Origin of the sequence: Streptomyces incarnatus (assembly GCF_001027185.1) — a bacterium.
GTDB classification, from domain to species: Bacteria; Actinomycetota; Actinomycetes; order Streptomycetales; family Streptomycetaceae; genus Streptomyces; species Streptomyces puniciscabiei.
This window is the reverse complement of sequence record NZ_CP011497.1, coordinates 6,343,406-6,362,410: the sequence shown is the minus strand read 5'-3', so window position 1 is coordinate 6,362,410 and position 19,005 is coordinate 6,343,406. Positions and strand designations below refer to the sequence as shown.

Here is a 19,005-nt window from a genome sequence, read left to right as displayed (position 1 = left end):
AAGGGGGTACGGCGGGAGCGGAGTGCTCAGGCCTTTCCGCCGAAGTCCTCGGCGTGGTCTCGCGCCCACTCGGCGAACGTGCGTGCCGGGGTGCCGGTGAGCTTGTGCACGGTGTCGGTGATCTCGGGCGGTACGCCGACCGTTTCCTCGAAGGTCTGCAGCAGCCGCTCGAGCAGGGGCGGTGGGACGTGCGGGAAGAGTTCCGGGCCCGCCTCGCGGGGGTCGGTCTCGACGAATGTCAGTTTCCTGCCGATGGCTTCGCCGATCGCCGCGAGCTGCCCGGTGTTGCTGATCGCCTCGGGGCCGGTGAGGCGGTGCGCGGTGCCTTGGTGTCCGCTGTCGAGCAGGACCCGCTCGGCGACCGCCGCGATGTCGTCCTCGTGGATGGGTGCGGAGAGCCCGTCCGCGAACACGCTCCGGACGGTGTTGCCGGCGCGGATCTGCGGCGCCCACTGCAGGGCGTTGGTGGCGAAGGCGTTCGGGCGCAGGAAGGTCCAGTCGAGTCCGCTGTCGCGGATCTGCTGTTCGGCGGTGGCGTGCATGATGTGGATGGGGTGGGTCTCGTCGGCGCCCTCCTGGATGATGCCGCTGGAGAGCAGCACGACGTGCCGTACGCCGTGGGTGCGGGCCGCCGCGAGCAGTTCGGGCGTGGTGGCCTGGGCGTAGAGGAAGAGGGCCGTCGCCCCGCGGAACTGGGCCGCGGGGTCGTCCGGCTGGAACCGGACGACCTCGGCGGCGCCGGGCAGGGCGGCGCGCTGCGGGTCTCGGGTGAGCGCCCGCACGGGCCTGCCCGCGGCGAGGAGACGGTCGACGAGGGCACGGCCGACATTGCCGGTCGCGCCGGTCACTACGATCACGGAAACTGCCTCCGAGGAATCGGACTGGTCGTTCCTTACAGTCCGAGCCTAGGAAGGCCGACCGCACCGGCGCATCGTCGGCAGGGACCAGCCGGGCCCTGGGCCGCCGGACCTACTCCGCCTCCGCCATCTGTGTCTCGGCCTTCTCCTGTGGCTGTTCGCCGCGCACCCGCAGGGCGCGGGCCAGGTCGTCGAGGCGGTCGGCGAGGGTGCGGCGCAGGGCCGGGGTGGGGTCGGCGTCTTGCAGGCAGGCCTCGCCGAGCCGCAGGTTCTCGGTGTCGACGGCGTGGGCGGGGAAGGCATGGCGGCCGGCGGCGACCGCTATGGCGGGGCCGCGCCGGGCGCTGACGGCGACGGCGTCCGTGTAGAAGCGTGGCACGTACTGCCGTACCAGGTCGGCCTGTTCGGGCTGCCAGAAGCCCTGGGCGGTGGCCGTGAAGAGGTAGTTGGACAGGTCGTCGCCGGCGAACATCGCTTCCCAGGCCGTGCGCTTGGCGTCCGGGTCGGGCAGGGCGGCACGGCAGCGGGCGGCGCCCTCCTGGCCGGTGGCGCTCGGGTCGCGCTCCAGCTCGGCGGCGATGGCGGTCTCGTCGGTGGCGCCGAGCGCGGCGAGCCGGCCGAGGATGCGCCAGCGCAGTTCGGGGTCGAGCTCCGGTCCGCCGGGCACGGTGCCGTCGGCGAGCCAGGCGGCGATGGTGTCGGGGTGGGCGGCCGCGGAGATCAGGTGGCGTACGGCGATCAGGCGCAGGCCCGGGTTGTCTCCGTCCTCGGTGCGGCGCAGGAGGTCGCGGCAGAGGGCGGTGAGGGCCGACAGGGCGGCGGGGCGGTCCTCGGGCGTCAGGTACTGGTCGGCGATCTGGCCGGAGGCGAAGGCGAGGACGCCCTGGACCAGGGCGAGGTCGGTTTCGTGCGGGAGGTGGGCGCGGGCCGTCTCAAGGTAGTCGGCGGGCGGGAGTTCGCCGTCGCGTACGGCGTCCCTGAGGGCGTTCCAGACGACCGCGCGGGTGATGGGGTCGGGCAGGCCGGACAGGCCGGCGCGGACGGTGTCGAAGGATCCGGGGTCGAAGCGGACCTTGGCGTAGCTGAGGTCGCCGTCGTTGAGCACGAGCAGGGCGGGTCGCTTGCCGATGGGGTGCGGGGTGTTCAGGGGGATGTCGAGGTCGAGGCGCTCGCGCAGCACCAGCCGGCCCTCGTCGGCGATGTCGTGGTCGTACAGCCCGGCGGTGAGGCGGTGCGGGCGGCTGCCGGTGCGGTCGACGGTCAGGGTGCAGGTGCCGTCGGCGGGGGCGAGGCGGGGGGTGAGCTTGTCCACGCCGGTGGTGCGCAGCCAGCTGTCGGCCCAGGCGGGTACGTCGCGTTCGGTGGCGGAGGCGAGGGAGTCGATGAAGTCGGCGAGGGTGGCGTTGCCGAACCTGTGGCGGGCGAAGTGGGTGTTGATGCCGGTGAGGAAGTCCTTCTCGCCGAGCCAGGTGGCGAGTTGGCGGAGGGCGGAGGCGCCCTTGGCGTAGGAGATGCCGTCGAAGTTGAGCAGGGCGGAGGCGGTGTCGTCGACCTTCTCGGGGGCGACCGGGTGGGTGGTGGGCCGCTGGTCGGCGTCGTAGCCCCAGGCCTTGCGGGTGACGCCGAACTCGGTCCAGGGGCCAGTGAAGCGGGTGGCCTCGGCGGTGGTCTGGTAGCCCATGTACTCGGCGAAGGACTCGTTCAGCCAGATGTCGTCCCACCACTTGAGGGTGACGAGGTCGCCGAACCACATGTGGGCCATCTCGTGCGCGATGACCATGGCGCGGGTCTGCCGCTCGGTGTCGGTGACGGCGGAGCGGTAGACGAAGTCGTCGCGGAAGGTGACCAGGCCCGGGTTCTCCATGGCGCCCGCGTTGAACTCGGGGACAAAGGCCTGGTCGTAGGAGTCGAAGGGGTACGGCTCCTCGAACTTCTCGTGGTAGCGGTCGAAGCACGCGCGGGTGACGTCGAGGATCTCCTCGGCGTCGGCCTCCAGGTGGGGCGCGAGGGAGCGGCGGCAGTGGATGCCGAAGGGCAGTCCGCGGTGTTCGGTGCGCACCGAGTGCCAGGGGCCGGCGGCGACGGCGACCAGGTAGGTGGAGATCAGGGGGGTGGGCGCGGCCTGCCAGAGGCCGTCGCCGCGGTGCTCGGTGATGCCGTTGGCGAGCACGGTCCAGCCCTCGGGTGCCCTGACGGAGACCTCGAAGACGGCCTTGAGGTCGGGCTGGTCGAAGGCGGCGAGGACGCGCTGGACGTCGTCCATGAACATCTGCGTGTAGACGTACGTCTCGCCGTCGCTCGGGTCGGTGAAGCGGTGCATGCCCTCGCCGGTGTGGGAGTAGCGCATGGCCGCGTCGACGCGCAGTTCGTGGTCCCCGGCGGTGAGGTTCTTCAGCGGCAGCCGGCCGTCGTCGAGCGACTCGGGGTCGAGGTGCTTCCCGTCGAGTGTGACGGCGCGCAACTCGGCGGGCTTCAGCTCCACGAACGTGTCCCCGGCGGACCGCGCGGTGAACCGGATCACGGTGCGGGAGTCGAAGGTCTCGTCCCCGGTCGTGAGGTCCAGCTCGACCGTGTAGCGGTGGACGTCGAGGAGCTGTGCTCGGAGCTGCGCTTCATCGCGCGTGAGTACGGACATGCAGGCCATGCTGCCTGATCGCACTGACAGCGCACAGGGGGTGGAGGGTTTCACGACCTATGTCCGGCTTGCCGGGTGTCCGGTTGTGAAGGATCCTCGCTCACTCCCGACCGTTTCCGTCCACTTCTGGACCGCCCGCTTCCACCCCCGGCCCCCAGCCCCCGGCGTAACGCTCCGGCGTACGGCTACCGGCGTACGGTCAGCCCTCCGTCTGCTGTCCGTTGGCGGTGTCCTCGGCGATGCGCTCGTGGTGCCGGATGACCTCGGCGATGATGAAGTTGAGGAACTTCTCGGCGAAGGCCGGGTCGAGCTTGGCGTTCTCGGCGAGGCGGCGCAGCCGCGCGATCTGGCGGGCCTCGCGGGCCGGGTCGGCGGGCGGCAGCTGGTGCACCGCCTTGAGCCGGCCGACCTGCTGGGTGGCCTTGAACCGCTCGGCGAGCAGGTGGACGACGGCCGCGTCGATGTTGTCGATGCTGTCGCGCAGCCGCTCCAGTTCCTGGCGGACCTCGGGGTCCGCGTCACCGCTTCCGGTGTTGCTGGTGGTCATGCACGTCACCCTATGGGTTCTCCGGGCCGCGTCTCAGGGCTGTCCGGAGAGTGGATCACCGGCGGATCGTCCGGGTCCGGGACGCGGTCGCTCCAGCCGCCGGGCACGCTGCGGCCCTGCTGGGCGCGGAAACGGACCGGGGCGAGGCCCACCCGGCGGGTGAACAGCCGGGAGAAGTACGCGGGGTCGTCGTAGCCGACGCGGCGGGCCACGGCGGCGACGGGCAGCTCGGTGGCGGCGAGGAGTTCCTTGGCGCGGGTCAGGCGGATCCCGAGCAGATAGTCCTTGGGGCTGCAGCCGGCGGCCCGGCGTACGGCGCCGCGCAGCTCCGCGGGCGTCATGCCGTGCACGCGCGCGTGGTCGGCGACGCGCATCGGCGTGCACGCGTCCCGGGCGAGCGCCTGGAGCACCTGGTCGCCGTCCGGCGCGAGATCGGCGCGGGCCCGGCGCAGGGCGACGAGGAGCTCGTGCACCGCGGCACCGGTCTCCACCTCCAGCAGCGGGTTGCCGCGGCGGGCGGCGCGGGCGATGCGGGCGACCACCGCGCGGGGCCCGGCGGCCTCGGAGAGCGGGACGACGGGCCGCTCGGGCTCGATGTAGCCGAGCTCGGTGTACGTCCCGGTGGCGGGCCCGGCGAAGTCGACGAAGCCCTCGTCCCAGCCGGTGTCCGGATCGGGCGCGTAGTGGTGGGTCACGCCGGGGGTGAGCCAGAGCAGCGCGGGCGCGGTGACGGTCGTACGACGGCCGTCGGCGCCCCGGTACCAGCCGCGGCCGGAGCTGATCACGACGGCCACGTGGTGGTCGAGGGCGCGCGGGCCGACCGTCGGCAGGGCGCCGTGCTGGAGACCGACGCCCAGGCAGACCAGACCGAGGCGGTGGTGGGCGGGGCCGGGGCTGAAGAACCGCATCCAGGTCTGGTACACCGGCGCTCCTCCCGGGCGTGCGGCCAGGCGGACTTTTGTCCAAGCAGCGACGATCTTCGTCCATGGCACCGGTCGCCGGAAGGGGTGAGGCTGGGGCGCATGAGCGAGTTCGCGGTGGGGGAATCCGGCTTCCTGCTGGACGGGCGGCCGCTGCGGCTGCTGTCCGGGGCGCTGCACTACTTCCGGGTGCACGAGGGGCACTGGCGGCACCGGCTGGCGATGCTGCGGGCGATGGGCCTGAACTGCGTGGAGACGTACGTCCCCTGGAACCTGCACCAGCCTGTCCCGGGCGGCCACCGGGACGTTGCGGCGCTCGGCCGGTTCCTGGCCGCGGTCGGGGAGGCCGGGCTGTGGGCGATCGTGCGGCCTGGCCCCTACATCTGCGCCGAGTGGGAGAACGGCGGGCTGCCGGCCTGGGTGACGGGCGAGCCGGGCACGCGCGTACGCACGCGTGACGAGCGCTATCTGTCCCCTGTGGAGCACTGGTTCCACCACCTCATGCGCGAGATCGTGCCCCGGCAGATCGACCGCGGCGGCCCGGTGATCCTGGTGCAGGTGGAGAACGAGTACGGCAGCTACGGCAGCGACACCGGTCATCTGGAGCACCTGGCCGGGCTGTTGCGCGCCGAGGGCGTCACGGTCCCGCTGTGCACCTCGGACGGCCCCGAGGACCACATGCTGACCGGCGGTTCGCTGCCCGGGGTGCTCGCCACGGTGAATTTCGGCTCCCACGCGCGCGTGGCCTTCGAGACGCTGCGCCGCCATCGCCCCGGGGGCCCGCTGATGTGCATGGAGTTCTGGTGCGGCTGGTTCGACCACTGGGCCGGCGAACATGCCGTACGGGACCCGGAGGAGGCCGCCGGGGCGCTGCGGGAGATCCTGGAGTGCGGGGCGTCGGTGAACCTCTACATGGCGCACGGCGGCACGAGTTTCGGCGGCTGGGCGGGCGCCAACCGGGGCGGCGGCGAGCTGCACGAGGGCCCGTTGGAGCCGGACGTGACCTCCTACGACTACGACGCCCCCGTGGACGAGTACGGCCGCCCCACGGAGAAGTTCTGGCGCTTCCGCGAGGTACTGGCCGCGTACCACGCCGGGCCGCTGCCCCAACCGCCGCCCCCGCCCGCCCCGTTGGGCGGCCCGGCCGAGGTGACGCTCGGCGGATGGGCGTGCCTGGGTGACGTCCTGGAGACGCTGGGCGGCGCGGAGAGAGCCGCCCCGGCGCCGCCCGCCTTCGAGGAACTGCACGTCACCCGGGGCCTGGTGCGCTACCAGGTGGACGTGCCCGGTCCCCGGCAGCCGTACCCGCTGACCCTGCGCGGACTGCGGGACCTGGCGGTGGTGTACGTCGACGGCGTGCGGGCCGGGGTGCTCACCGAGGAGGAGCCCCGGCTGAAGGAGCCCGTCGCGGGCCCCGCGCGCGTGGAGGTGTGGGTGGAGTCCCTCGGGCGGGTGAACTACGGTCCGCGCTTCGGCGAGGCGAAGGGGATCACCGGCGGCATCCTGCACGAGCGGCAGTTCCTGCACGGGGTGCGCGCGCGTGGACTGGATCTGTGCGCGTTCGACGACGGCGTGGACGCGGTGCGGTTCGGCGCGCTGCCCGAGGAGGGCGCGCCGGGTCTGTACCGGGCCGGCGTCACGGTCCGCGGGGCCGGGGACGCCCGGCTGGAGCTGCCCGGCTGGACCCGCGGGTTCGTCTGGATCAACGGCTTCAACCTGGGCCGCTACTGGTCGGTGGGCCCCCAGCGGTCCCTGTACGTGCCCGGCCCGGTGCTGCGCGAGGGCGAGAACGAGGTGTGGGTGCTGGAGCTGCAGGAGACCGGCCTGGGCCGGCCGGCACCCCGTCTCCTGCCCGTGTGACCGGGCGCCCGCCGCGCCTACAGTGGAGAGGAGTTCCGGCGTCTTTGGGGGTGCGGACGTGGCGAACGGCGGACCGGTCCAGCACGGCTACCCGCATCTGGAGACGGTGCGGGCCGCCATCACCGCGCTGTACAGGCGGCTGTCCTACGACACCGTCCGGACGTTCTCGACCAGCCTGGCCCCCGCCGACGTGGCCTTCTGCGACACCGACGACCTGCATCTGGGGGCGCAGCGGGTGGCCCGCGAGATCGTGCGGCACTTCCGGCTGCCGGACGCGCGGCTGATCGTCGGCTTCCGGGAGATGACCCATGCGGCGAACGTCGAACTGGCCGCGGGTCCCGAGTACTTCGTGGAGCTGAACGACCGTTTCCGCACCCACCGCCGGGACATCGGCGCGGCGCTCGCGCACGAGGTGGCGCACGTGTACCTGCACCGCCTGGACCTGTCCTTCCCGACCACGGCGGAGAACGAGATCCTCACGGACACGGTGACCACGTATCTCGGCGCGGGCTGGCTGCTGCTGGACGCCTTCCGGGAGGACGGCGTCTCGTCCCAGAAGCTGGGTTATCTCACGCCGGAGGAGTTCGGTTACGTCCTGGCCAAGCGGGCGCTGCTCTTCCACGAGGACCCCTCGGTGTGGTTCACCAGCCCGCAGGCCTACGACGCGTACACCGAGGGGCTGGCCGTGGCCCGCCGGGACGAGCAGCAGCCGCCGCTGACCGGGGCCGGGTGGGCGGGGCGGCGGCGGTACGCCCACGACCGCCGGCACGCCTCGGGTGTCCAGGCGACGGTCCCTTACGCCTTCTCCCCCGACCCCGCCGGCCACCTCCGCGTGACCTTTCCCTGCCCCACCTGCCAGCAGCGGATCAGGGTGCCGGTGAAGGGGCGGGTACGGGCGCGGTGCGGTCTTTGCCGCACGGTACTGGAGTGCGACACGTAGGCCCACGGCACGGCCCTGGGGGCTCCGCCCCCAGCCCCCCGTCTTTGCCCACCCGCCCACCCGTCTCGGTCGGCCGAGAGGCGTGGCAAGGGCGAGTTCCTTGGACCTCACTCTCCAGCCGACCGAGTCGGGTGGTGGGTGGGCGAAGGCCGGGGGTCTGGGGGCGGAGCCCCCAGGTGGCCCGGAGCGTCAGCCGAGCTGCTCGGACACCGCCCGGCGGGGAAGCGCCGCGCACAACCCCGCGCACACCACGAACGCCCCGATCACCCACGGCATCGCATCGGTCAACGCCCCGGTCATCCCCTTCCCCACGGCCCCGAAGAACACCGTGCCGACCACGCCGGCCCCCAGCGCTCCCCCGAACTGCTGAGCCGTCGAGAAGATCCCGGACGCCCCGCCGGCCAGCTCCCCCGGCACCGCCGACAACACCACGTTCACCAGCGGCACCACCAGGAATCCCAGCCCGGCCCCGGCGATCACCAGCCCCGGCACCATCGGCCACGCCCCCGCGTGCACGGCCGGCGCCCCGTCGACCACCGCACCGACCCAGCCGAAGCCGCCCGCCATCAGCAGCGCCCCGGCGCCGAGCACCAGCCGCCCGTACCGCACGGCGAGCCCGTCCGCGGCGGGCGCGGTGAGGAAACCGCCGGCCGAGAAGGCGACCGTCACCAGCCCGGCCTGCATCGGCGTGTACCGCTCACCGGCCTGCAGCCAGATGGCGAAGACCAGGAAGAAGCCCTGCATGCCGACGGAGAACAGCAGTTGGACGAGCACGCCGAGGGAGAACGCGGGGAGCCGGAAGGCGCGGGCGGGCAGCAGCGGCACCGTCCCGGGCCGGTGCCGCCGGGCCTCGTACACCCCGAGCGCCGCCACGGTCACGACACCCGCTCCGAGGCAGCTCCAGCCCCACAGCGGCCAGCCGTTCTCCCGGCCCTGCACCAGGGGCAGCACGATCGCGACCAGGCCGCCGGCCAGCAGCAGGCTGCCCAGGACGTCCGGCCGGCCCGCCGACCGCTCCCGCGTGGCCGGGACCAGCAGCAGCCCGCCGACGAAGGTCGCCACGGCCACCGGCACGTTCACCAGGAAGACCGAGCGCCAGCCCCAGCCGAACAGGTCGGCGTCCGTGAGCACCCCGCCGAGCAGCAGCCCGACGGCGGAGGCGAACCCGGCGACGGCGCCGTACATCCCGAAGGCGGCCCCGCGCTCCTTGCCCGTGAAGAGGGTGCGGAACGAGCCGATCACCTGCGGCACGAGTACGGCGGCGAGGACGCCCTGGACCGCCCGGGCGGCGATCAGCTGGCCCGGTGACTGGGCGATCCCGCAGGCCAGACTGGCCAGTCCGAAGCCGGCCGTGCCGGTGAGGAAGAGCGGGCGGCGGCCGATGCGGTCGCCGAGGTGGCCGGAGACGATCAGGGCGGCGGCGAAGCCCAGCAGATAGGCGGAGACGACCCACTGCAGGTCGCTCGCCGAGGCGTGCAGATCACGGCTGATGGACGGCACGGCCACGTTGACGATCGTGCCGTCCAGCAGGTCCATGAGCGCCGCGATCATCATCACGACGGCGGCGGCCCAGCGGCGCGGATGGGGTTCCGCCGTGGCGGGGGCGGGTTCGGTGAGCGTGGCGGACATGAAGGTCCCCTCCAGATTTCTCGCGTCCAGATGGCTGCGGCCAGATTTCTTTCGTTCGGCCTAACGAAAGAATTGCACCGACACGCCCGCCTCCGCAAGTCGTTAGTTCGACCGAACGAAATTTTTGTTAGCCTGGGGACATGACCAAGGCAGACGAGAGGCCGGACGAGCCGGCGCGGTCCGAGGCGCTGCGGCAGTTGATGGAGGTGGGGCGGGTGCACAGCGGGGTGACGGTCATGTTCCACTCCGCGGTCGCCGCCAGGCAGGGGCTGAACGCGACGGAGGAGAAGACCCTCGACCTCCTGCAGCGACACGGCCCGCTCACCGCGAAGGACCTCGCCGAACTGACCGGACTGGCGCCCGCCTCCGTCACCGGGCTGCTGGACCGGCTGGAGACCAAGGCCTTCGTCCGCAGGGTCAAGCACCCGACCGACAAGCGCCGGGTGCTGGTCGAGCTGAATGAGGACAAACTCGCCGAGCTGGCGGGGTTCTTCGAGGACTGGGCGCGGGACATCGTCGAGGCCTGCGAGGAGTTCAGCACCGACGAGCTGCGGACCGTCATCCGGTTCCTGTCCGTCATGAGCGAGCGCCAGCGCGCCGCGGCGGCCCGCCTGACGGGCTGACGCGTACGACGATCCCTACGGCGCGCTATGCGCGTACGGCGATCCCGTCCAGCACCATCGACAGATACTGGCGGGCGATCTCCTCGGGGCTGTGCCCGCCGCCGGGCCGGTACCAGGAGGCGGCGACCCAGACGGTGTCGCGCACGAACCGGTAGGTGAGCCGGACGTCGAGGTCGGCGCGGAAGACGTGCTCGGCGACCCCGCGCTCCAGCGTGCCGAGCCAGGCCTTCTCGAACCGCGTCTGCGACTCGGCGAGGAAGGCGAACCGCTCCTGCGCGACGAGCTGCCGGCTCTCCTTCTGGTAGATCGCGACGGCCGCGCGGTGCCGGTCGATCTCCCGGAAGGACTCGGTGACCAGCGCCTGAAGCGTCTCGCGGGGCCCGAGCCCGGAGGCGAGGACGGTGTCGTAGCCGTCCCACAGCTCGTCGAGGAAGGTCCGCAGGATCTCCTCGAGCATCGACTCCTTGGAGTCGAAGTGGTAGTACAGGCTGCCCGCGAGCATCCCGGCGTGGTCGGCGATCCTGCGGACGGTGGTGGCGTTGTAGCCGTGCTCGGCGAAGACCTCGGCGGCGGTGCTGAGGAGTTCGCCGCGCCGGGCCGCCGCCGCGGTCACCTGGGGCTTCTTCTTGGTCGGCACGCACCCATTGTTTCAAACACCTGTTAGGGAGTCCGTACGACGCCGGCGGCGCGTGCGGCCGTCAGCCAGCGCGGGAACTCGGCCACGAGCCGGTCGTACAGCTCGGCGTCGGAGAGGCGCCCAGGGTCCTGGCCGGCGTGGAAGAAGCCGGCGTTGTCCACGATCCGCTTGTCCGGCACGGCCAGCTCGTCCAGTTTCCGCAGGAACTCGAACTGCCGGCTGCCCGGGTCGCCGAAGCCGACGAACTGCCAGAACAGCGGGAGCTTCGCCGCCTTGCACAGGTAGCGTTCGGCGGCGAGCTTGTTGACCGGGCCGCCGTCGGTCTGGAAGACGACCAGGGCGGGGTCGGTGGCGCCGCTGTCCAGGTAGTGGTCGATGACCGCGTCCATCGCCAGGTGGTAGCTGGTCCTGCCCATGTGCCCGAGCCCGGCCACGATCCGCTCCACACTGCCCTCGTGGCGGTCGAGGGCGATGTCGGTGACCACGTCGACGTCGGTGGAGAAGAACACCACCGGCACCCGGCCGTCGTCGTCCAGGTGCGCGGACAGGCCCAGCACCCGGTCGGCGAGCGCCTGCACGCTGCCGTCCTGGTAGTACGGCTTCATCGAGCCCGAGTAGTCGACCACCAGGTAGACGGCGGCGCGCAGCCCGTCGAGACCGTGCTTGATGAGCGACACCCCGGCCGACCCGTACGCGCCGACGAGCGCGGGCGCTGTCTCCGCCACCTTGCTGAGACTGATCGCGGCCATGCTCCCCCCTCAGCTTTCCGGGCAGCTTATGTGATCACTGGGCCCTGTTAGCGCCCCTGTCACATCAGTTCGCCATCGGCCCGGTTCACCCACGCCGACGACGACCGGGCGATCCGGGCGCGGGACCCTCGCGGGCGTCTGGTACGAGTAGCGCCCTCAGCCGGACATGCAACGACGCCTGCCCAGGCGTCCGGTCGGGGACAGGGCAGGCGTCGTTCGTGTTCCGTACGCCGTTGTACGGGACGTCTTCAGGGGTGCCGTCAGACCGCCAGGGCGCGGTCCGTCGGGCGGATCGGGGCCGGCAGGTCGCTGGCACCGGTCAGGAAGCGGTCGACTCCGCGGGCGGCCGAGCGGCCCTCCGCGATCGCCCACACGATGAGGGACTGGCCGCGGCCGGCGTCACCGGCGACGAACACACCCGGCACGTTGGTCTGGAAGTCGGCGTCGCGGCCGATGTTACCGCGCTCGTCGAGGTCCAGACCGAACTGCTCGACCAGGCCGTTCTCCCGGTCGGTGCCGGTGAAGCCCATGGCGAGGGTGACCAGCTGGGCGGGGATCTTGCGCTCGGTGCCCGGCTTCGGGGTCAGCTTGCCGTCGACGAACTCCACCTCGGTGAGGTGCAGCCACTGCACGTTGCCGTCCTCGTCGCCCTCGAAGTGGGTGGTGGAGACGGAGTAGACCCGCTCACCGCCCTCCTCGTGCGCGCTGGTGACCTTGTAGAGCATCGGGAAGGTCGGCCAGGGCTGGTTGGTCGGGTGCCGCTCGTCGTTCGGGCGGGGCATGATCTCCAGCTGGGTGACCGAGGCCGCGCCCTGCCGGTGGGCGGTGCCCACGCAGTCCGCGCCGGTGTCACCGCCGCCGATCACGACGACGTGCTTGCCCTCGGCCGAGATCGGCGCGGTGACGTAGTCGCCCTCCTGGACCTTGTTGGCCAGGGGCAGGTACTCCATGGCCTGGTAGATGCCCTTGAGCTCGCGGCCCGGCACCGGCAGGTCACGGGCGGTCGTGGCGCCGGCGGCGATCACGATCGCGTCGTACCGCTTCTTCAGGTCGGTCGCCTTGAGGTCGCGGCCGATCTCGATGCCCGTGCGGAAGCGGGTGCCCTCCGCGCGCATCTGCTCGATACGGCGGTTGATGTGCCGCTTCTCCATCTTGAACTCGGGGATGCCGTACCGGAGGAGGCCTCCGATGCGGTCCGCGCGCTCGTAGACGGCGACCGTGTGGCCGGCCCGGGTCAGCTGCTGGGCGGCGGCGAGACCCGCCGGGCCCGAGCCGATGACCGCGACCGTCTTGCCGGACAGGCGCTCCGGGATCTGCGGGGCGACGTCCCCGGTCTCCCACGCCTTGTCGATGATCGAGACCTCGACGTTCTTGATGGTGACCGGCGGCTGGTTGATGCCGAGCACGCACGCCGACTCGCAGGGGGCGGGGCAGAGGCGACCGGTGAACTCCGGGAAGTTGTTGGTCGCGTGCAGCCGCTCCTGGGCGGCCGCCCAGTCCTCGCGGTAGGCGTAGTCGTTCCACTCGGGGATCAGGTTCCCCAGCGGACAGCCGTTGTGGCAGAACGGGATGCCGCAGTCCATGCACCGGCTGGCCTGCTTGCTGATGATCGGCAGCAGGGAGCCGGGGACGTAGACCTCGTTCCAGTCCTTGACCCGCTCGGCGACGGGGCGGGTCTTGGCGACCTCACGGCCGTGGTTCAGGAAGCCCTTCGGGTCAGCCATTGATCGCCGCCTCCATCATCTTCTCGGTGATCTCGGTCTCGGTCAGACCGGCTCGCTCGGCGGCGTCCTTGGCGGCGAGCACTGCCTTGTACGTGCTGGGGATGATCTTGCTGAACCGCTCCACGGCCGCTTCCCAGTCGGCGAGCAGCTTCTCGGCGACCGTCGAGCCGGTCTCCTCGGCGTGGCGGCGCACCACCTCGCGCAGCCACCGCTTGTCCGTGTCGTCCAGCGCCTCGACCGACCCGGCGTTGCCCGCGTTGACGTTGTCGCGGTCGAGGTCGATGACGTAGGCGATGCCGCCGGACATGCCCGCCGCAAAGTTGCGGCCGGTCGGGCCGAGGACGACCGCGTGACCGCCGGTCATGTACTCGCAGCCGTGGTCGCCCACGCCCTCGGAGACGACCAGCGCGCCGGAGTTGCGGACGCAGAACCGCTCACCGGTACGGCCGCGCAGGAACAGCTCGCCGCCGGTGGCGCCGTAGGCGATGGTGTTGCCCGCGATGGTCGAGTACTCGGCGAGGTGGTCGGCCGCACGGTCCGGGCGGACGACGACCCGGCCACCCGAGAGGCCCTTGCCGACGTAGTCGTTGGCGTCGCCCTCCAGGCGCAGCGTGACACCGCGCGGCAGGAACGCGCCGAAGGACTGGCCTGCGGAGCCGGTGAAGGTGATGTCGATGGTGTCGTCGGGCAGGCCCGCGCCGCCGAACTTCTTGGTCACCTCGTGGCCGAGCATGGTGCCGACCGTGCGGTTGATGTTGCGGATGGCGACCTGGGCGCGCACCGGCTGTGCCTCGGTGGCGTCGTTCGCGGCCAGGGCGTCGGCGGCGAGCTTGATCAGCTCGTTGTCCAGCGCCTTCTCCAGGCCGTGGTCCTGCTCGACCACCTGGTGGCGCACCGCGCCCTCGGGCAGGTCCGGCACGTGGAACAGCGGCTCCAGGTCCAGGCCCTGCGCCTTCCAGTGGTCGACGGCCCGCTCGACGTCCAGCACCTCGGCGTGGCCGACGGCCTCCTCGATGGAGCGGAAGCCCAGCTCGGCCAGCAGCTCGCGGACCTCCTCGGCGATGAACCGGAAGAAGTTCACCACGTACTCGGCCTTGCCGGCGAAGCGGTCGCGCAGGGCCGGGTTCTGGGTGGCGATGCCGACCGGGCAGGTGTCCAGGTGGCAGACGCGCATCATCACGCAGCCGGAGACGACGAGCGGCGCGGTCGCGAAACCGAACTCCTCGGCGCCGAGCAGCGCGGCGATGACGACGTCACGGCCGGTCTTCAGCTGGCCGTCGGTCTGCACGACGATCCGGTCGCGCAGGCCGTTGAGCAGCAGGGTCTGCTGGGTCTCGGCGAGACCGAGCTCCCAGGGGCCACCGGCGTGCTTCAGCGACGTCAGCGGGGAGGCACCCGTACCACCGTCGTGGCCGGAGATCAGCACCACGTCCGCGTGCGCCTTGGAGACACCCGCGGCGACCGTGCCGACGCCGACCTCCGAGACCAGCTTGACGTGAATCCGCGCCTGCGGGTTCGCGTTCTTCAGGTCGTGGATCAGCTGGGCCAGGTCCTCGATGGAGTAGATGTCGTGGTGCGGCGGCGGCGAGATCAGGCCGACACCCGGCGTCGAGTGACGGGTCTTGGCCACCCACGGGTAGACCTTGTGGCCGGGCAGCTGGCCGCCCTCGCCGGGCTTGGCGCCCTGGGCCATCTTGATCTGGATGTCGTCCGCGTTGACCAGGTACTCGGAGGTGACGCCGAAGCGGCCGGAGGCGACCTGCTTGATGGCGCTGCGCCGCGCGGGGTCGTACAGGCGCTCCGGGTCCTCGCCGCCCTCACCGGTGTTGGACTTGCCGCCCAGCTGGTTCATGGCGATGGCGAGGGTCTCGTGCGCCTCCTTGGAGATGGAGCCGTACGACATGGCGCCCGTCGAGAACCGCTTGACGATCTCGCTCGCCGGCTCGACCTCGTCGACGGAGATCGGGGCGCGGCCGGACTTGAAGCCGAACAGGCCGCGCAGCGTCATCAGGCGCTCGGACTGCTCGTTCACCCGGGAGGTGTACTTCTTGAAGATGTCGTAGCGGCCCGTGCGCGTGGAGTGCTGCAGGCGGAAGACCGTCTCCGGGTCGAACAGGTGCGGCTCGCCCTCACGGCGCCACTGGTACTCGCCGCCGATCTCCAGCGCGCGGTGCGCCGGGGCGATGCCGGAGGCCGGGTAGGCCTTGGCGTGGCGGGCGGCGACCTCCTTGGCGATGACGTCGATGCCGACGCCGCCGATCTTGGTGGCGGTGCCGTTGAAGTACTTCTCCACGAAGGTCTCGTCCAGGCCGACGGCCTCGAAGACCTGGGCGCCGCGGTAGGAGGCGACGGTGGAGATGCCCATCTTGGACATGACCTTCAGGACGCCCTTGCCCAGGGCGTAGATCAGGTTCTTGATGGCCTGCTCCGGCTCCAGGCCGCTCAGGAAGGTGCCGGCGCGCAGCAGGTCCTCGACGGACTCCATCGCCAGGTACGGGTTGACGGCGGCGGCGCCGTAGCCGATGAGCAGGGCGACCTGGTGGACCTCGCGGACGTCACCGGCCTCGACCAGCAGGCCCACCTGGGTGCGCTGCTTGGTGCGGATGAGGTGGTGGTGGACGGCCGCGGTGAGCAGCAGCGACGGGATCGGCGCGTGCTCGGCGTCGGAGTGCCGGTCGGACAGGACGATCAGGCGGGCGCCGTTCTCGATGGCGGCGTCGGCCTCGGCGCAGATCTCCTCGATGCGCGCGGCGAGGGCGTCACCGCCGCCGGAGACCCGGTACAGGCCGGACAGGGTCGCGGCCTTGAAGCCGGGCATGTCGCCGTCGGCGTTGATGTGGATGAGCTTGGCCAGCTCGTCGTTGTCGATCACCGGGAAGGGCAGGGTGACCGAGCGGCAGGAGGCGGCCGTCGGGTCCAGCAGGTTGCCCTCGGGGCCCAGCGACGAGCGCAGGGAGGTGACCAGCTCCTCGCGGATGGCGTCCAGCGGCGGGTTGGTGACCTGCGCGAACAGCTGGGTGAAGTAGTCGAACAGCAGCCGCGGGCGCTCGGACAGGGCCGCGATCGGCGAGTCCGTGCCCATGGAGCCGATCGGCTCGGCGCCGGAGCGGGCCATCGGCGCGAGGATGACGCGCAGCTCCTCCTCGGTGTACCCGAAGGTCTGCTGGCGGCGGGTGACCGAGGCGTGGGTGTGCACGATGTGCTCGCGCTCGGGCAGGTCGCCCAGCTCGATCTCGCCGGCCTCCAGCCACTCGGCGTACGGCTTCTCGGCGGCGAGGGACGCCTTGATCTCGTCGTCCTCGATGATGCGGTGCTCGGCGGTGTCGACGAGGAACATCTTGCCGGGCTGCAGCCGGCCCTTGCGGACGACCTTGGCCGGGTCGATGTCGAGGACGCCGACCTCGGAGCCGAGGACGACGAGGCCGTCGTCGGTGACCCAGTAGCGGCCGGGGCGCAGACCGTTGCGGTCGAGCACGGCGCCGACCTGGGTGCCGTCGGTGAAGGTGACGCAGGCGGGGCCGTCCCAGGGCTCCATCATCGTGGAGTGGTAGCCGTAGAAGGCGCGCCGGGCCGGGTCCATGGAGTCGTGGTTCTCCCACGCCTCCGGGATCATCATCAGCACGGAGTGCGGCAGCGAACGGCCGCCCAGGTGCAGCAGCTCCAGGACCTCGTCGAAGGAGGCGGAGTCGGAGGCGTCCGGCGTACAGACCGGGAAGATCCGCTCCAGCTTCTCCTGCGGCCCGAACAGGTCGGAGACCAGCTGGGACTCGCGGGCGCGCATCCAGTTGCGGTTGCCCTTGACGGTGTTGATCTCACCGTTGTGCGCGACGAAGCGGTAGGGGTGGGCGAGCGGCCACGACGGGAAGGTGTTCGTGGAGAACCGCGAGTGCACCAGCGCGACAGCGGAGGCGAAGCGGCGGTCGGACAGGTCCGGGAAGAAGGGCTCCAGCTGGCCGGTGGTCAGCATGCCCTTGTAGACGATCGTGCGCGCGGAGAGCGACGGGAAGTAGACGCCCACCTCGCGCTCGGCGCGCTTGCGCAGCACGAACGCCTTGCGGTCCAGCGCGATGCCCTCGCTGGCGCCGTCGGTCACGAAGATCTGCCGGAAGACCGGCATGGTGGAGCGGGCGGTGGCGCCCAGCAGCTCGGGGGCGACGGGAACCTCGCGCCAGCCGAGGACGGTCAGCCCTTCCTCGGTCGCGATCGTCTCGATCTTCGAGACGGCGTCGGCGGTCCCCTCCTCCGGCAGGAAGGCGATGCCTACCGCGTAGGAGCCGGCCGCGGGAAGGTCGAATCCGGCCACCTCGCGGAAGAAGGCGTCCGGCACCTGGGAGAGGATGCCCGCGCCGTCGCCCGAGTCGGGCTCGGAGCCGGTGGCGCCGCGGTGCTCCAGGTTGCGCAGCACGGTGAGTGCCTGCTCCACCAGGGTGTGGGACGCCTCGCCGGTGAGGGTGGCGACGAAACCGACGCCACAGGCGTCGTGCTCGTTGCGGGGGTCGTACATACCCTGCGCAGCAGGGCGAGCATCCATGAAGGACCAGTTCTGGCCATTCGCGGAGTGCTGGGACGGCTGGCGCGGCGTACGCATCGGCTCTCCCGTCGTCGTCATCAGGCATGTGGCAGCTGCCGAGGGACGACGTTGGCCCTCTGCGTGATCTCAAAATTTCGTGCAGGTTACATGATGGGGCGGTTCCCGGGAAGCGGATAGACCGTTCCAACATGCGGACGCCACGGGGTCCGTGGCGAGGGTGCCGCGCGGGGGCGGCGGGGTGCCGCGCGGGGCGGCGAGTGCCGTACGGCGCACGGCGGGGCCGCGCGTGACGGCCTGGGGGCCGCACGGTCGCGGCGAACGTGTGAAGGGGACCGGACGGACACGATCGGTCGGATCGGCATCCGGCGGCCCTACGGGGGGGCGGGGGGAGCGTCGTCACTCACCCCGCGGGGTGCCACAGGCGTCATTGCCCACAGCGCTTACGGCTCATGCCCGGTGGTCACGCGGTCGAAACCAGCGAGTAACGGGCTTTCGCGGCTACTTATGCGGCCCAACGCATAAGTACCGGCGGCGCTATCCTACGGCCGTTCCGAACAGGGTGCCCAGGGCGTACGTCACACCGGCCGCCGCGCCGCCCAGCGCGAGCTGCCGCAGGCCGCTGTACCACCAGCTGCGCGCGGTCACCTTGGCCACCACGGCACCGCAGCCGAAGAGCCCGGCGAGGGCGAGCAGCACGGTGGGCCACAGGGCGGTCGCGCCGAGCAGGAACGGCAGCACGGGGAGCAGGGCGCCGAGGGCGAAGGACCCGAAGGAGGAGACGGCGGCGACCAGCGGCGAGGGCAGGTCACCGGGGTCGATGCCCAGCTCCTCGCGGGCGTGGATCTCCAGGGCCTGCTCGGGATCCCGGGACAGCTGCCGCGCGACCTCCCGGGCCAGGTCCGGCTCCACGCCCCGGGCGACGTACAGCGCCGCGAGCTCGTCCTCCTCGTCCTGGGGGTGCTTGCGCAGCTCACGGCGCTCGACGTCGAGTTCGGCCTCGACCAGCTCCCGCTGGGAGGCGACCGAGGTGTACTCGCCGGCCGCCATGGAGAAGGCGCCCGCCGCCAGCCCCGCGAGCCCGGTGATGACAATGGTCTGCTGGCTCACGGAACCGCCGGCCACACCGGTCATCAGGGCGAGGTTGGAGACGAGCCCGTCCATGGCACCGAAGACGGCGGGCCGCAGCCACCCTCCGTTGACATCACGGTGGGTGTGGTTGTCGCGGTGCGCTTCGTGCAGCGCGGCCTGGGTCTCGATGATGGCCATGCGGGCCCCCCGGATAGCTTAGCCAAAGCTAACTTTGGACGAGTTCTACTTTTCGACGCCACCGAACCTACGCCCATTCCCCCTTCG

13 protein-coding genes are annotated in these 19,005 nt (G+C 71.7%); 3 read left to right on the top strand and 10 right to left on the bottom strand.

Annotated elements, in window-relative coordinates:
- Positions 1-26 precede the first annotated feature (26 nt).
- The 4 genes from ABB07_RS28730 to ABB07_RS28715 all read right to left on the bottom strand — a co-directional run bounded on the left by ABB07_RS28730 (position 27) and on the right by ABB07_RS28715 (position 4,962).
- Positions 27-857 (bottom strand): SDR family oxidoreductase, encoded by an 831-nt coding sequence (locus ABB07_RS28730; protein WP_208901434.1) that lies wholly within the window; start codon positions 855-857, stop codon positions 27-29.
- Positions 858-969: 112 nt separating this feature from the next.
- Complete coding sequence (pepN, locus tag ABB07_RS28725) at positions 970-3,492, bottom strand: aminopeptidase N (RefSeq protein WP_208901433.1); 2,523 nt, start codon at positions 3,490-3,492, stop codon at positions 970-972.
- Between the two features lie 199 nt (positions 3,493-3,691).
- Entirely contained in the window at positions 3,692-4,039 is a 348-nt protein-coding gene (locus ABB07_RS28720) for a chorismate mutase (RefSeq protein WP_208901432.1), read from the bottom strand.
- Between the two features lie 5 nt (positions 4,040-4,044).
- Positions 4,045-4,962: a helix-turn-helix domain-containing protein gene (locus ABB07_RS28715; RefSeq protein ID WP_208901431.1), complete on the bottom strand. Its 918-nt coding sequence runs from the start codon at positions 4,960-4,962 to the stop codon at positions 4,045-4,047.
- A 99-nt stretch (positions 4,963-5,061) separates the two neighbouring features.
- Here ABB07_RS28715 and ABB07_RS28710 point away from each other — a divergent pair, with 99 nt between their 5' ends.
- Positions 5,062-6,819, top strand: coding sequence for a glycoside hydrolase family 35 protein (locus tag ABB07_RS28710; protein WP_208901430.1), 1,758 nt, complete (start codon positions 5,062-5,064; stop codon positions 6,817-6,819).
- A 58-nt stretch (positions 6,820-6,877) separates the two neighbouring features.
- Complete coding sequence (locus tag ABB07_RS28705; RefSeq protein WP_208901429.1) at positions 6,878-7,759, top strand: hypothetical protein; 882 nt, start codon at positions 6,878-6,880, stop codon at positions 7,757-7,759.
- A gap of 189 nt (positions 7,760-7,948) precedes the next feature.
- Here the strand turns inward: ABB07_RS28705 and ABB07_RS28700 are convergent, their stop codons facing one another.
- Positions 7,949-9,388 (bottom strand): MFS transporter, encoded by a 1,440-nt coding sequence (locus ABB07_RS28700; protein ID WP_208901428.1) that lies wholly within the window; start codon positions 9,386-9,388, stop codon positions 7,949-7,951.
- 140 nt (positions 9,389-9,528) lie between these two features.
- On the opposite strand from ABB07_RS28700, the gene ABB07_RS28695 reads away from it, so the two are divergent.
- Positions 9,529-10,011: a MarR family winged helix-turn-helix transcriptional regulator gene (locus ABB07_RS28695; RefSeq protein ID WP_208901427.1), complete on the top strand. Its 483-nt coding sequence runs from the start codon at positions 9,529-9,531 to the stop codon at positions 10,009-10,011.
- Between the two features lie 25 nt (positions 10,012-10,036).
- Here the strand turns inward: ABB07_RS28695 and ABB07_RS28690 are convergent, their stop codons facing one another.
- The 5 genes from ABB07_RS28690 to ABB07_RS28670 form a co-directional block, all read right to left on the bottom strand.
- Positions 10,037-10,648 carry a TetR/AcrR family transcriptional regulator gene (locus tag ABB07_RS28690; RefSeq protein ID WP_208901426.1) on the bottom strand — a complete coding sequence of 204 codons (612 nt, stop codon included), beginning with the start codon at positions 10,646-10,648 and terminating at the stop codon, positions 10,037-10,039.
- 23 nt (positions 10,649-10,671) lie between these two features.
- Complete coding sequence (locus ABB07_RS28685) at positions 10,672-11,397, bottom strand: VWA domain-containing protein (protein WP_208901425.1); 726 nt, start codon at positions 11,395-11,397, stop codon at positions 10,672-10,674.
- Positions 11,398-11,657: 260 nt separating this feature from the next.
- Positions 11,658-13,121 (bottom strand): glutamate synthase subunit beta, encoded by a 1,464-nt coding sequence (locus tag ABB07_RS28680; protein ID WP_208901424.1) that lies wholly within the window; start codon positions 13,119-13,121, stop codon positions 11,658-11,660.
- Positions 13,114-17,709, bottom strand: a complete 4,596-nt coding sequence (gene gltB / locus ABB07_RS28675) for a glutamate synthase large subunit (RefSeq protein WP_208901423.1) — start codon at positions 17,707-17,709, stop codon at positions 13,114-13,116. The genes ABB07_RS28680 and gltB overlap by 8 nt, the downstream gene beginning before the upstream one ends.
- A 477-nt stretch (positions 17,710-18,186) precedes the next feature.
- Complete coding sequence (locus ABB07_RS28670) at positions 18,187-18,918, bottom strand: VIT1/CCC1 transporter family protein (protein WP_055705279.1); 732 nt, start codon at positions 18,916-18,918, stop codon at positions 18,187-18,189.
- Positions 18,919-19,005 lie beyond the last annotated feature (87 nt).

Excerpts from the sequence above, each read along its gene's own strand:
- pepN (WP_208901433.1), bottom strand. The coding sequence starts at position 3,492 with ATGTCCGTACTCACGCGCGATGAAGCGCAGCTCCGAGCACAGCTCCTC.
- ABB07_RS28720 (WP_208901432.1), bottom strand. The coding sequence starts at position 4,039 with ATGACCACCAGCAACACCGGAAGCGGTGACGCGGACCCCGAGGTCCGC.
- ABB07_RS28710 (WP_208901430.1), top strand. The coding sequence starts at position 5,062 with ATGAGCGAGTTCGCGGTGGGGGAATCCGGCTTCCTGCTGGACGGGCGG.
- ABB07_RS28700 (WP_208901428.1), bottom strand. The coding sequence starts at position 9,388 with ATGTCCGCCACGCTCACCGAACCCGCCCCCGCCACGGCGGAACCCCAT.
- ABB07_RS28695 (WP_208901427.1), top strand. The coding sequence starts at position 9,529 with ATGACCAAGGCAGACGAGAGGCCGGACGAGCCGGCGCGGTCCGAGGCG.
- ABB07_RS28685 (WP_208901425.1), bottom strand. The coding sequence starts at position 11,397 with ATGGCCGCGATCAGTCTCAGCAAGGTGGCGGAGACAGCGCCCGCGCTC.
- ABB07_RS28680 (WP_208901424.1), bottom strand. The coding sequence starts at position 13,121 with ATGGCTGACCCGAAGGGCTTCCTGAACCACGGCCGTGAGGTCGCCAAG.
- gltB (WP_208901423.1), bottom strand. The coding sequence starts at position 17,709 with ATGCGTACGCCGCGCCAGCCGTCCCAGCACTCCGCGAATGGCCAGAAC.
- ABB07_RS28670 (WP_055705279.1), bottom strand. The coding sequence starts at position 18,918 with ATGGCCATCATCGAGACCCAGGCCGCGCTGCACGAAGCGCACCGCGAC.